This window comes from Pedobacter aquatilis (assembly GCF_032678425.1).
Classification (GTDB): Bacteria; Bacteroidota; Bacteroidia; order Sphingobacteriales; family Sphingobacteriaceae; genus Pedobacter; species Pedobacter aquatilis_B.
In genome coordinates this window covers 283442-296439 of the sequence record NZ_JAVTSG010000006.1, presented here as the reverse complement: position 1 = coordinate 296439, position 12998 = coordinate 283442, and the positions used below count along the sequence as shown (strand labels likewise).

Sequence of the window (12998 nt, the reverse complement as noted above, 5' to 3'; positions counted from 1 at the left end):
GAAAGACGGTACAGCCTATGCAACCAATACCACCGTCAAGCCCAGTGGTGTTGATTTTGCCAGGCTGAAAAGTCTAAATGAAAAGCTGCACTCCGCAAAGGGCGTCGAAAGCACCAAGATGAATTCAGCGCTTTAGAATCTTCAATTACGCTATTCCATGCCGATTCTACTTCGGTTGTATTCAAGACCTTGCAAAAAAACTGCACCCGATGTGTTCACAGAGAAGAATATTGAAGGTATGTTTACTGAATGTTCAGCAATTCCCTGGCTTATAGTTAGTATTAAAAAAAATAAATAGACTTTTGAATTCCAGTTATGAAAAGGTACCTGATGCTCCTGATAATTTTCCATAGTTTCTGCCTGGCCCAGGCACAAAAAGTAGTCGAGCCTTCCTCAGAAATGCATCCGGAGTGGTCAAGATCCTATCCGCCATTTAAAATTGTTGGAAACCTTTATTATATAGGTACTGCGGATCTTGCATGCTACCTGATCATAACGTCGAAAGGCAATATACTGATTAATACCGGTCTGGCATCATCCTCAACGCTGATAAAAGAAAACATTGAAGCTTTGGGCTTTAAACTTTCAGACACCAAAATACTTTTGACTACACAAGCGCACTATGACCATCTGGGTGCGATGGCTGAAATTAAGAAAGCTACAGGTGCTAAACTGATGGTTGACTACGCAGATGCGCAGGTGGTAGCTGATGGTGGGCTTTCAGATTATGATCATGATGGAAAGGTCCGCCTATTTAAACCGGTAAAAGTTGAACGTGTATTGCGTAATGCTGATGTTATCACACTTGGTGAAATGAAATTAACTATCCTTCATCATCCGGGGCATACCAAAGGCTCGTGTAGTTATTTATTTGATGTTAGGGATAAAATCCGAAAGTACAGGGTTTTGATCGCCAATATGCCCACCATTGTCACGAAGAAAAACTTTGCGGATATTCCCGCTTATCCAAATATCGCCAAAGATTACGCTTACACCTTGAACGCTATGAAGCATTTGAAATTCGATTTGTGGGTAGCATCGCATGGCATCCAGTTCGATCTTACTGAAAAACGCAAGCTGGGCAGTGCTTACAACCCTAAGGCTTTTATGGATAAGAAAAACTATTACGACCAAATTAATGATCTGCAAAAGGAATATGACCAAAAAAAAGCCGGTAGGCCTTGACCATTCTCAATAATTAATAAATGAAGAAGTAATAATGTAAATTAAGTCCTTATGATAGTTTAAAATGTTGTCCAAGCGCTTATTGTTGTATTCAAATTACCAATTTTCATAGGATAAGTTTAATCTAAACTGACTTCTGAATTATATAAACGTTATATTCTAAGATTCTTCACTTGACACCGGACTTTGTTCCACACTGACAGACTTCGTGGGTTTAAAGCGGCCTTTTAGCACAAGGCTAATAATTTTTTCTTCGAGCGGTTATTTACTTTCAGAGTCAATTAAAGCCTTCCAATGCATATTCCTGTCACCGGAAAGTGAAGCTTACAAACCCTCAATATGGTATCCAAGAAAGCTCATATGCATAACTCAGAACTCAATAATTCAGCCGATCGGATACCATGACTATCAATTCAAGAATAAACAAAAGGCACACTTTGGTGCCTTTTGTTACGCGAACATATTAGCAGACTATCCTTGAAGAAAAGAAGTTTCATGCTGGACAGTTGTAAGTGCTAAAAGTTCAGGGCCTTAGTGTAGTGCAAATTATTCCTCAGATGCTGCAGCGTTGATGCTGTTTTCTGCAATTTCGGTCAATGCAACGTCGGTGGCTTTCTCATTTTCAAGCGTCTGGTTCAATAGATCTGCCACATCTTCACGATCCATATTCAGTGCAAAAACCCTTAATGTACCATAGGTTGCAATTTCATAATGCTCAACCTTTTGTGCGGCCAGAATCAATCCAGCATCGCGAATCATGGTGCCTTTATCAGTATCTGAAATAATGCCATCTGCTTCTTCCAGCAAACCAGCCATGGCATCACATTTCTTCGCGGCCGCTTTCTCATCCAGTAATTCAAAAACCTGCTCCAGCGTTTTAATATGCTGTTCAGTTTCTGTTGTATGCTTATCAAAGGCCGCTGCTAATTCCGGACTGCTTGCTGCTTTCTTTAATTTAGGTAAAGCTTTAGCCAGGTGTTTTTCGGCCCAATAAATGTCTTTAAGCTCATCAACGAAAAATTCGTGAAATTCACTGTTTTCTATCTTCGCTGGTTTTCCATTCGCAGAAGATTTTGACCCTGTTTTTTTAGCAGTTGTATCTGCTGTGCTTTTTGCTGTCTTTGCAGCTGTTTTACTCGTAGCCATGTTTATGTCTTTTAAGGTGATGAGTAAACAACCACTGAAATTTTTTAAAGTTTGGTGCATTAATACCCATTTCTTTGGTGTTAATACGCTGGTTATTAGTGATTATATAAAGGATGTACCCAGCATATATCGAGAATACTCAACGACTGAGAGCAAATAATTAAAATGATGCTTCACTTTCATCTAAAAAGATAAATGGGTTGGATTATTCCAATTCACCTGCTCCCAGACCATCCAGTGGCCATCCTGATTGGTATTGAAAAGGAGCAGACTCGCCAGTCGTTTCATTAATTACCTGACCCGTGAAATCGTGAGCAACAAGGCCTTCCGCTTCCAAAACAGCCTTTGCAATTGCTGCATATTCCTTTACATCAAGTCCATTTTTAATTACATAAGATAATTGCCCCTGTTCGTCCCTTCTTTCTTCTACAATGGCTGCATCAAGGCGCTGCTTGATATGCTCCGGATTTTCAGTGTTTTTCATAAGACTATGATTATAATAATATGGTTTTTTCAAGGATCAGGTTACTGTATAATTATCTCAACCAGCAGAAAAATATCATGCGGACTGTAATTGTGCATTTACCCTTTTTATTAAGTCCGCCAATTCAAATGGCTTTGCAATGAAGTCATCCGCACGGCTTCTTAATTTCATCTTTGAAATTTCAGCATTTGCGGTAAGTAAAATCACCGCTATATTTTTCATTGAGCGGTCGAGCTTGATGTCATCGCAAACGCTAATGCCATGACCGTCTGGCAATACCACATCAATCAGGCAAAGGTTTGGTTTTGCTACCTGGATTGCAGATTTAAAGTCCGCCACATGCGTGTAGCCATTGACCTGGTAACCTTCATTTTTCAGGATGTCACTCAGTAGTCCAAGAATCTCCTCGTTATCTTCAAGGATGTAGATAGAATTTTTCATTTAAAAATTAATATTCCATCACAACAACACGCCGGCCTGTTTTGTTCGCTCTCCGCTTGTAATATTCATTTCAATTATGAGAGGTTAACAGGATTAAATCCGCCCATATCGCTCTGCTTCCAGGGCCAGTGCTTTGGCCAAAGATTCTTGCAAATCTTCAGGACGCATTCGCCAGGTCCAATTACCCTGATTTGTGCCGGGTACGTTCATCCGAGCCAACTCATCAAGCGATAAAATATCCTGCATGGGTAAAATGGCAAGATTAGCGGTAGAGCTATAGCACATCCTGAGCATAACCTGATTAATGCTCTTTTGAGAAACTTCAACACCTGTATATAAGGAAACACGCTTGCGGGTTTTGTCGTCAGCTTCTAAATTAAACCAACCTTTAACCGTATTATTATCATGCGTACCCGAATAGACAACCGTATTTGGCGAGAGAAAGTTATGTGGTGCATGTGGCGAAGATGGAAGTTGCTCGCTAAAAGCAAACTGCAATACCTTCATTCCCGGTAAATCAAAAGCATGCATGAGCGCATCCACATCCGGCGCACTTTCACCTAAATCTTCCGCGATAAAAGGCATTGAAGGGAACTGTTTTTTTATTACCTCAAAAAAATCAGCACCCGGCCCTTTAACCCATTCACCTCTAGTAGCATCCTTATCACTTGCAGGTACTTGCCAATAGGCTGCAAAGGCTCTGAAATGATCTAACCTCAAAATATCATAAAGTTTAAGATTCTGCTTCAGTCTGCCAATCCACCATTGGTAATTATCATTTTTCATCGCTTCCCAATCGAATATTGGCATGCCCCAGAGCTGCCCTGAAGCATTAAAATAATCAGGCGGTACACCGGCCACCTGTAATTTTTTCAAATCCCCGTCGAGTAAAAAATAACAAGGATTGGTCCATACTTCCACCGAATCTTCATCTACATAAAAAGGTAAATCGCCGATAATGCGTATGCCTTTCTCATTGGCATAAACTTTCAGGGCATGCCATTGCCTGAAGAAAATAAACTGCAACCAGCAAATTTCTTCGATTTCTTTGGCATAGTCTGTTTTGAAACTGGACAACGCGTCTGCCACCCGGAATTTATACTCATCAGACCAATGATACCATTCCTGGCCTTGCTGATGGTTTTTAATGGCTGCATATAGGGCATAATCAGCCAGCCAATAATTTTCCTCGTTTAAAAAGGTTTTAAATTCTGTTTTCAGTTTTGAACCTGTGGAGCGTTCAAAAGCCTGGAAGGCTTTTTTTAGCAGTGCACATTTATTTTCTTCCGAACGATCAAAATCAACATCGCCAATTTGTGGTAGCATTGCTTTTTCCAGATCATCTACTGATAGAAAACCTGCTTCGCAAAGCATCCATGGGTCAATCAATAAAGTGTTTCCGGCCATTGCCGAAGCACTTGAATAGGGAGAATGCCCGTTTGCGGCTTTAGTTGGGTTTAATGGTAAAATCTGCCAGTAATGCTGTTTGGCTTTTTGCAGGAAATCGATAAAATTACGGGCAGATCGGCCCATATCACCAACACCAAATTCTGAGTTTAAGGAGCTGAGGTGCAGCAACACGCCAGCCGACCTTTTTGGTTTCTGGTTAACTAAAGCAATCATCGCCAGTGGGAAATCCTCAAATAACTGCGCAGCTAAAATCCCCTCATTTAAAATATCTTTATGCCCATCCGTACCACTGAGCAAATCTCGCCAAGCGAGGGGAGCACCTAGCGGTAAGAGAATTTCAGTATCAACCCAGTCAAATTGCTTGGCATTAAATTCGCCACTTCCTGATAATTTAGCCATTCCAAGTGGCAGGGCCGTAATTATCCATTGCCCGTTCCATTCACGGGCGAAGGCGAATATTTGAGCTGAATACTTTCCTTTGGTTTTTAGCGGTATGTATCGTCCATGGCTGAAGAGTTTAGCATGTTCTTTTCTGAAATTAAGCAGGCGGGAAGCAAGCACAATTTTAATTTTCCCGCTTAACCTTTCTGTCCATAATTCCCCTATAGATTTGGTTTCACTTGCAGAATGTAAGCTAGAAATATTGCTTTCGAAATCAACGGCACGACGGTTATCCGGGTCTACGAGAGATAAATCCCATCTTTCGCTGCCTTGGTAAAAATCAGGAACGCCAGGTGCCGTACATTTAATAAGTAGCTGTCCTAAACTGTTCAGGATGGCATAATCTTGAATGCCTGCGATGAAATTCTGTATCTTTCTGAAGATTTCGCTATCCGTTTGGAGCATTGCTCGGCTAAGCGACTGTAAACCTTTTTCATAATTTTCATCAGGCGAAGCCCAATCTGACCTTTTCTTTGCTTCGCGAACAGCCTTCTCAATAAAACCATCCATTCTTAATGCAAAACCTTCCATCTCGAAGTCTTCATAAGGTAAAGCTCCAATCAGGGTTTGAATCAGCAGATAAAAGTCATTTAAGTGAACAGCTGCCAAGGTTGGAAAACTTTTTTCATCCTTTTCCATCACAGCCTTTAATTCCATCACAAATTCCTCCCATAGTTTTGGAACATGACTAAGCACATTTAACCTCGCCCTGAAATCTTCTCCCCGTTTGGTATCATGGGTGGAACTTGCGCTGAGGGCATGAGGCCAGAATTTAAAACGCTCCTGCATTTTTGCATGAAGATCTTCTATACCGGCGCCGAAATAAAGCGGAGAATCCCCAACTTCATTATGTGCGGTAAAGCGGTTATAAGTAAACATCAGGGTATCTTCAACACCTTTGGCCATCAAAGGACCGCTAAACTGCATGCAGCGCTGGTAAAATGCGCTCAGTTGTTGATTATAAATTTTATTTGCTTGTAAAGGCCGATTAATAAAAACATCTTCTATAATGCTAGCTGTTTTGCTTTGCAACTTATTAGCCTTTAATTCATCAATGATTGATAAAAGCCATTCGAGGTCTTCGCCTTGCATTGGAAAATCATAGCTGTAATAACGATAGACCGGTATGGCAATCAGTAGCTCAGCGAGTGCGGATTTAAAATCATCTCTATCAAAAGAAAAATCATAATTGTGGTTCAAATCATAAAAAAGCCTGCATAGATTTTCCAGCTCACCTTGCATATGCTGCGTTAAAATTGCCCTTTTCTTTTCTTTCATCAACAGTTGGGCAGATTGATGCTTCCCCGTGAAACGAAAATAAGTTTCATCAAAAGCCTTTTCGGCTGCACGGTTAGTAAATAGATTGTTGAGTTGCGATAAAAACTCATAGCCAGTTGTACCCGCCACCGGCCAGCTTGAAGGAAGTTGTTCTTCCTGTTCGAGAATTTTTTCGACAACGATATAACAGTCCTGACCTACTTTAGAACTTAACTTTTTCAAATAGCCCTCCACATCAAACAGCCCATCGACATGATCAATTCTTAAGCCTTGAAAAATACCTTGATGGCAAAGAGAAAGAATATAATGATGGTAATGATCAAATACATCTGCCAGTTGAATATTCAGGCAGATTAAGCTGTTAACGGTGAAAAAACGCCTGTAATTTATCCTTTCATCGGTTTCCTGCCAGTGGCAAAGACGGTAATGCTGGCTTTCAACTATCCGTAAAAGCGATTCGGAAGAGGTATTGAGGTTTGCCAGATTGGCATTGCTTAGCGCCCTCGCCGTGGCTGGATTAACTGGCCAATAATCTTCACCCGATTGAACAAAAAAGTCGCCATCTTTTGCACAAATTTGAATGGCACGATCTTCAATGGCATCGATAAGTGATTGACCTTGAAATGGCACCATTAGCCTACCATCGCCGGCATTGAAATCGATATCAAAATAATTTGAAAATACACTCTTCTGACCATTTTTAAGCACATCCATCAGCCAGCTATTTTGTGGGTTAAAGGCCATGTGGTTTGGTACGATGTCTTGAAGCCATTTCATGCCGAAATTTTTGAGTTTTGCAGACAGTGCGAACAGTTCCTTTTCAGTTCCGATTTCGGGATTAATCTCAAGCGGGCAGGTTACATCATAGCCATGAGTGGAACCCGGCGTAGCTTTAAAAATAGGCGAAGCGTATATGGTATCCACACCTAGTTTGTTTAGGTAAGGAAGAATTTTTTCAAAATCTTTAAAAGTAAAACCTTTATGGAACTGGATGCGGTAAGTAGAAACAGGTATGGTCATTTATCGTGTAAATATTAATATGGATTGTGCTTGAATAGATTTTGGAATGTTAGTAGTATTCGCTATCGGAATGGAGCCTCCGAATTGGATAGATGCAGAGGTCAGTGCCAATTTAAAACCCGATAAATCTCCCAAAAACGATAGTTCATGGTTGGAATCAGAAAAATTAAGGATGCATATCATCTGCTGGCCCGAAGCTTCCCGACGAACTAAAAGCAGGTTTTTATCTAAATGGGCTTTGGCTGAAGAATTTTTACGATCGGGCTGTAGGGCAGGGCTTGATTTTCTCAGTTTAATCAGTTTTTTATAATAATCAAACATCTGCTCATGTTTAATTTTATCCAGATTATTCCAGTCGAGCTTTGAGCGATTAAAAGTTTCTTCAGATGCCGGGTCTGGCAAATCACCTTCTGTATGAAAGTCGGCAAATTCCGCTTTGCGCCCATTTCGTACTGTTTCGATAAGTGAAGTTTCGCTATGATTAATGAAATATTGGAAAGGCTGGTTGCTCGACCATTCTTCCCCCATAAATATTAATGGTAAAAAAGGTGCACAAAATACTGCGCCGGCCATAACTTTAAGCAATTCAAAGCTGACTAACTGACTACTCCGTTCCCCGAGCATCCGGTTGCCAACCTGATCATGATTTTGGGAAAAAACAATAAACTGTTCACCAGGATTATCTGTAGGCAGACCAAATTTCTTTTTGCGGTGAGGAGAATAAGCTCCGGTATATACGTAAGCATCATTGTAAGCTTTCGCTAAATCTTCCAGGCCATTAAAATCTGAATAATAACCTAAAGGCTGTTGTCCGGTAGCTATGCGAAGGGCATGATGAAATTCATCAACCCACTGCCCCTGCATGCCGTAACCCTTTTTTTCAAGTGAGTCAATGTAGCGTTTATCGTTCAGATCCAATTCTGCGAGCAGATAATGTTTTCTTCCGGAAAGCTGCGACAATTGGTTTACCTGTTCACTAATTGAGGTCAGGATATGCGTTGGACTAAAATCTTTAATGGCGTGAACCGCATCGAGGCGCAGGGCATCAATGTGAAAATCCCGAAACCACATCAAGGCGTTTTCAATGAAAAAATCCCGTACCCCATCACTCCATGCATCGTCAAAATTAACAGCTGGTCCCCAGGGGGTTTTATATTTATCGGTAAAATAAGGTCCAAAATTTGGTGCGACATTTCCTTCGGGTCCAAAATGATTGTACACCACATCGAGGATAACTGCCAATCCCCTGGCATGACAGGCATCCACCAGTTGCTTCAAGCTATCAGCGCCGCCGTAACTGTTTTGCACAGCAAAAGGAAAAACTCCGTCGTAACCCCAATTGCGTTTGCCGGGAAACTGTGCAACCGGCATCAGTTCAATAGCGGTAATGCCTAAATCTACTAAATGGTCGAGTTTTTCTTCGATACCTTTAAAATTACCCGCTTGGCTAAAGGTTCCAACATGAATTTCATAAATGATAAATTCTGCTAAGGCCATGCCTTTCCAACCTGAATCCTGCCATTGATATTTGCTTTGATCATATGACCTTGATGAGCCAAGAATTCCATCAGGCTGAAAAATGGAGGCGGGATCAGGGTATTCTTTGGATTTTTGTTCGCCATTATTTTCAGAAATAAGTTCAAAGTGATAATCTTCCTCTGGTGATATTTCAATATTTGAAAGCATCCAATAACCCATTTCTTTTTGCTCAAGGATAAGACTTAAGCTTCTTGATGGTATAATAAGTTTGACTGCCTTTGCTTCTGGCGCCCAAACCCAGAGCTCAGCTTGGCCGTTTTTAAAATTCAGGCCAATTGTTCTTTGATTAATGTTTATTTGCATGATATATCCATTGGCACAACAAATTTCCATGAATAAAGGTTTCTATAAAATGTTTAAAGAAGAATATGGCGTGCCCCGATTAGTTTTTAGAGCGTGCGCTTAGCCAAGAAACTGAGCTGTGCTTTGCGATGTGTAGCATTAATACCTCAACCTGCGTTTTTTAGATTTATAGTAAGTTGCTGCAGTATTCTTATTGAACAAGTGACAGAGATTTTAAAACTTCCTCTTTATCATTTATAAAGTTTATCCGAGCCAGGGTATCGGGCGCTGCGATTTGGAGAACGTAATTTTCTGTCAGTGCATATACCACATCTAAATCTTCAGGCTTAAAAAGCATCAAATTTAGTTCTATCTGGTTATATCGATAAAGATCTTTTACTTCGTCTCCAAGCAGGAGTTTCAAACCGTTTACAATTTCTTTCATCACTCAGGTTTTTTATAGATAACCTTTGCATAAGCTAATGGTTCACAAAAAACTTACTTCTGTAGAGAATAACAAGAGCCGATAAACAAATCGGGAATACAGCGTTATCACTGAAACCTTCTGGTGATGCTTGTGGTTTGTGTATTGAAAAATATGCAAATACGGTGATTTAGCCGGCATTATTTTTCTTGGTTTCGCTACCTTCCGCCTGCACATATAAAATTTCATCGGTACGAGATTCCACACTATCATCCTTTTCAAACTGGCAGAGGTAAAATTCCTGGTAATATGCTTTTATTATCGCTGCAAGAGGAGTAGCCAGCAAAGCACCCGTTAGACCGAATGCGGTACCCATTGCAAGTAATAAGAACAGGGAGGAAACCGGATGAATATTCATTGTTGAGGAACGCAGTTTTGGCATCAAAAAATCAGAGACCAGCTCATTGAGTAGAAGAAAAAACACAAGACACCAAAAGGCGGTTGCCGGACTAACAGAAAGTGCAACTAAAGTAGGAGGGATGGCCATAATGTAAAAGCCAATTTTTGGGATAAGTTCAGAGAAAAAGGCAAGTGCCGCCCAAACCAGCGCACCAGGAACTTCCATCAAGGTTAAAAAAGTATAAACCACTACGGCTTCTAATGCGCCACCAATCAAATTGGATTTCATCCAGCCAACGAGCATCACTGAAGTATGTTTTAAGGCTTTTTCTGCTTTATCTCGTTGTTGAGGCGGAAAAACCGTTAGGTATAGGCCTATAATTGGACGCGGATTGCCAACAAAAAAAACAACCATACAAAGAAAAACGATGAACACAAAAATGCCTCCCAATACGGTAAATGAAAAGTTTCCAATCCCTAGAACAGTACTGCCAATAGATGGCATCGCAGATGAAACAGAGAGTCCGCCTTCATTAACTTCTCGACTAAGCTCAGGGAATTTTTTGAGTAAAGATTGCAGATAACCCATCACACTTGAATAATATTTTGGAAGATTCCCAATCAAAACATCCAACTGGTCGCTCAAATGCGGAACAACCATCCATCCAAGCAATGCACAAATTCCGAAAATAATGAAAAATACAACTAAGCTTGCCAACCAGCGTTTCATTCCTTTTTTTTCGAGTTTGCTTACCGGTGCATTAATAATCAGCCCCAATACCAAGGCAAACAAACCCAGCAAGACAACACTTAGGATTTTAAAGAGGAACCAGAGTAAAATAATCAGTCCGGCAGTATAAAGTACAATTGAAGTAACGGTGCGATAAATATTTGTATTGGAGTTCAAATTCATACCATAGCTAACCCCATCAAGGAGTAAAAAGTTTCCATCGTTGATAAATACTTTTCTTTAGCAAGATGTTCCATAAAACGAAAAACATACAGAGCGAAAGGAGAATTGATTTAAGACCTTGCTTCTACATGGCCTATATTAAGAACTAAACCAACAAAAAAAAAAAACCGGCCATAAGCCGGGTTTTTTGTTCGAAATCTTGGTAAACTTATTTCATTGATTTTTTAATCATCTCGATTTTATCAAGGTGAGTTTTAACCACTGGTGCAGTTTTAGATGCAAAAGCTTTTAAGTCTGCATCCTCACCATCCTTTGCTTCTTTTTCCATTAAATCAAGCGTCGATTTATGGCCATCAACCATAGCATCTACATAAGCCTTATCGAAGTCTGCGCTTGTTTTTTTGCTCAAATCATCCATTTTTTTCTGGTGATCAGCATCAACGCTTGTTGGTAAGGTAATGTTTTTCATCGATGCGATTGACATCAGTTCCGTATTGGCTTTGCCATGGTCTTCCACCATCATAGTCGCAAAATCTTTAACCTGTGCATTTGTGCTTTTTTCAAGCGCTAGTTTGCCCATTTCAACTTCTGCCATACCACCAGCTGCCGCTGTTGTGGCAAATTTAGAATCTCCCTCAGCAACTGCTATGCCACCAGTTTCTGCTACGTTAGTTGTCGTATCTTTAGACATGTTTAAACTATCTGCAGTATCTTTCGCATCTTTGTTTCCGCTGCAAGCCTGCATACTAAAAGCAATTACAGGAATCGCCATTGCATAAATTAATTTTTTCATTGTATTTAATTTTGTTGTGGTTATATAACCGTTATTTTTCTGAATGGTTTTAAAAATCCCTCTGCTGAATTACTTGACTTATCCGCTTTGATAATAAACACCATGAAATCTATCTGAAAAAAGATAAACCTTTTTTTGCTTTTTGCATGTTATTTGTTAGTTGGCTATTGCCATAAAAACAATCATTTACAGAATATACAAAAGCGAACCTAAAAAATAATAGTTATGAAAATCGTGAAAAATATTATTGCCGGCCTGGCTGGTGCACTATCCTTAAATATATTACATGAAAGCTTGAAGCACTTAAATGCAGATATGCCACGCATTGATTTGGTGGGAGAAGAAGCACTAAATAAAGTACTGGGCAGCTTTGGTGCAGCTATAAGTAACGAAAATAAACTGTATAAAGCCACCCTTGCTTCGGATGTAATTTCCAATGCGATTTATTATAGCTTGATTGGAGCCGGTAGTGCTAAGTTTATTACTTCAAGAGCGATTGTTTCTGGGTTATCGGCAGGGTTGGGTGCAGTTAATCTACCCGATAAAATGGGGCTGAATGATCGCCCGGTTACCAAATCTGCAAAAACAAAAGTGCTTACAGTTGCTTATTACCTCACAGGCGCCCTTGTTACAGCGGCGGTTTTGAAAGCAATGAATAAAAGATAAATACAAATACAGTGCTAAAGGTTGTGAAAAAGTGGAAACTAAAACCGGTATAACGAGTTGTTATAAGTACGGGGTTAAGCGTCCTGAATGCAAAATTTGATTTTAACAGGCAGTTTAATTTATAGTTGCTGCCTGTTTAATTTTTTCAAGTATATACACTACATCTTAATGCTGCCTATCAAATGTAAAATGCGCCTCGTTGAAAATATCTTCTACGCTTGTCATGCATCTCAAGGTGCAGTTTCGAAATCCATTTTGTGAAAATAATTTTTAACAGATTAAAAGCAATCTGCCTTTCAAATGGTTAATGGTCTATGCAAAGTATTCCAGATATTGCTACAGCTATATTATCTACAGCTAAAATTCGCGGAGCAGATAAAAGCACTTGTCCGTCGGAAATCGCCAGGGATTTATTTCCTGATGACTGGCGGACACATATGGCGGCAGTTTTAGCCGTTGCGATAGATTTACAGAAACAGGGTAAAATCGTTATCACGCAAAAAGGAAATCCCGTAGACATTGATAATATAAAAGGCCCCGTACGCATCAAACTAACTTAACAGGCACATTGATTGCT

At 40.0% G+C, this 12998-nt stretch carries 11 protein-coding genes; 3 read left to right on the top strand and 8 right to left on the bottom strand.

Going from position 1 to position 12998, the window contains the following annotated elements; genetic code table 11:
* The first annotated feature begins 315 nt into the window (after positions 1-315).
* On the top strand, positions 316-1185 hold the full coding sequence (bla, locus tag R2Q16_RS18005; RefSeq protein WP_316739122.1) for a subclass B3 metallo-beta-lactamase: 870 nt from the start codon (positions 316-318) through the stop codon (positions 1183-1185).
* A 546-nt stretch (positions 1186-1731) separates the two neighbouring features.
* Here bla and R2Q16_RS18000 read toward each other — a convergent pair.
* The 8 genes from R2Q16_RS18000 to R2Q16_RS17965 form a co-directional block, all read right to left on the bottom strand.
* Positions 1732-2331 carry a ferritin-like domain-containing protein gene (locus R2Q16_RS18000; protein ID WP_316739121.1) on the bottom strand — a complete coding sequence of 200 codons (600 nt, stop codon included), beginning with the start codon at positions 2329-2331 and terminating at the stop codon, positions 1732-1734.
* Positions 2332-2536: 205 nt separating this feature from the next.
* Entirely contained in the window at positions 2537-2815 is a 279-nt protein-coding gene (locus R2Q16_RS17995; RefSeq protein WP_316739120.1) for a hypothetical protein, read from the bottom strand.
* Positions 2816-2890: 75 nt separating this feature from the next.
* Positions 2891-3256 carry a response regulator transcription factor gene (locus R2Q16_RS17990; RefSeq protein WP_316739118.1) on the bottom strand — a complete coding sequence of 122 codons (366 nt, stop codon included), beginning with the start codon at positions 3254-3256 and terminating at the stop codon, positions 2891-2893.
* A 93-nt stretch (positions 3257-3349) separates the two neighbouring features.
* On the bottom strand, positions 3350-7405 hold the full coding sequence (gene treY, locus R2Q16_RS17985) for a malto-oligosyltrehalose synthase (RefSeq protein ID WP_316739117.1): 4056 nt from the start codon (positions 7403-7405) through the stop codon (positions 3350-3352).
* On the bottom strand, positions 7406-9247 hold the full coding sequence (treZ, locus tag R2Q16_RS17980; protein ID WP_316739115.1) for a malto-oligosyltrehalose trehalohydrolase: 1842 nt from the start codon (positions 9245-9247) through the stop codon (positions 7406-7408).
* A gap of 190 nt (positions 9248-9437) precedes the next feature.
* Positions 9438-9671 carry a hypothetical protein gene (locus R2Q16_RS17975; protein ID WP_316739113.1) on the bottom strand — a complete coding sequence of 78 codons (234 nt, stop codon included), beginning with the start codon at positions 9669-9671 and terminating at the stop codon, positions 9438-9440.
* Between the two features lie 169 nt (positions 9672-9840).
* Positions 9841-10962 carry an AI-2E family transporter gene (locus R2Q16_RS17970; RefSeq protein WP_316739111.1) on the bottom strand — a complete coding sequence of 374 codons (1122 nt, stop codon included), beginning with the start codon at positions 10960-10962 and terminating at the stop codon, positions 9841-9843.
* Between the two features lie 208 nt (positions 10963-11170).
* Positions 11171-11755 (bottom strand): DUF4142 domain-containing protein, encoded by a 585-nt coding sequence (locus R2Q16_RS17965; protein ID WP_316739109.1) that lies wholly within the window; start codon positions 11753-11755, stop codon positions 11171-11173.
* Positions 11756-11980: 225 nt separating this feature from the next.
* Between R2Q16_RS17965 and R2Q16_RS17960 the strand changes: the two genes are divergently transcribed.
* Both R2Q16_RS17960 and R2Q16_RS17955 read left to right on the top strand, forming a co-directional pair.
* Entirely contained in the window at positions 11981-12421 is a 441-nt protein-coding gene (locus tag R2Q16_RS17960) for a hypothetical protein (RefSeq protein WP_316739108.1), read from the top strand.
* Between the two features lie 314 nt (positions 12422-12735).
* Positions 12736-12981 carry a DUF3253 domain-containing protein gene (locus tag R2Q16_RS17955; protein ID WP_316739105.1) on the top strand — a complete coding sequence of 82 codons (246 nt, stop codon included), beginning with the start codon at positions 12736-12738 and terminating at the stop codon, positions 12979-12981.
* The last annotated feature ends 17 nt before the right edge of the window (positions 12982-12998 follow it).

What these genes read in the sequence shown, in the direction of transcription:
- bla (WP_316739122.1), top strand. Translation starts at nt 316, where the DNA reads ATGAAAAGGTACCTGATGCTCCTGATAATTTTCCATAGTTTCTGCCTG.
- R2Q16_RS18000 (WP_316739121.1), bottom strand. Translation starts at nt 2,331, where the DNA reads ATGGCTACGAGTAAAACAGCTGCAAAGACAGCAAAAAGCACAGCAGAT.
- R2Q16_RS17995 (WP_316739120.1), bottom strand. Translation starts at nt 2,815, where the DNA reads ATGAAAAACACTGAAAATCCGGAGCATATCAAGCAGCGCCTTGATGCA.
- R2Q16_RS17990 (WP_316739118.1), bottom strand. Translation starts at nt 3,256, where the DNA reads ATGAAAAATTCTATCTACATCCTTGAAGATAACGAGGAGATTCTTGGA.
- treY (WP_316739117.1), bottom strand. Translation starts at nt 7,405, where the DNA reads ATGACCATACCTGTTTCTACTTACCGCATCCAGTTCCATAAAGGTTTT.
- treZ (WP_316739115.1), bottom strand. Translation starts at nt 9,247, where the DNA reads ATGCAAATAAACATTAATCAAAGAACAATTGGCCTGAATTTTAAAAAC.
- R2Q16_RS17975 (WP_316739113.1), bottom strand. Translation starts at nt 9,671, where the DNA reads ATGAAAGAAATTGTAAACGGTTTGAAACTCCTGCTTGGAGACGAAGTA.
- R2Q16_RS17970 (WP_316739111.1), bottom strand. Translation starts at nt 10,962, where the DNA reads ATGAATTTGAACTCCAATACAAATATTTATCGCACCGTTACTTCAATT.
- R2Q16_RS17965 (WP_316739109.1), bottom strand. Translation starts at nt 11,755, where the DNA reads ATGAAAAAATTAATTTATGCAATGGCGATTCCTGTAATTGCTTTTAGT.
- R2Q16_RS17960 (WP_316739108.1), top strand. Translation starts at nt 11,981, where the DNA reads ATGAAAATCGTGAAAAATATTATTGCCGGCCTGGCTGGTGCACTATCC.
- R2Q16_RS17955 (WP_316739105.1), top strand. Translation starts at nt 12,736, where the DNA reads ATGCAAAGTATTCCAGATATTGCTACAGCTATATTATCTACAGCTAAA.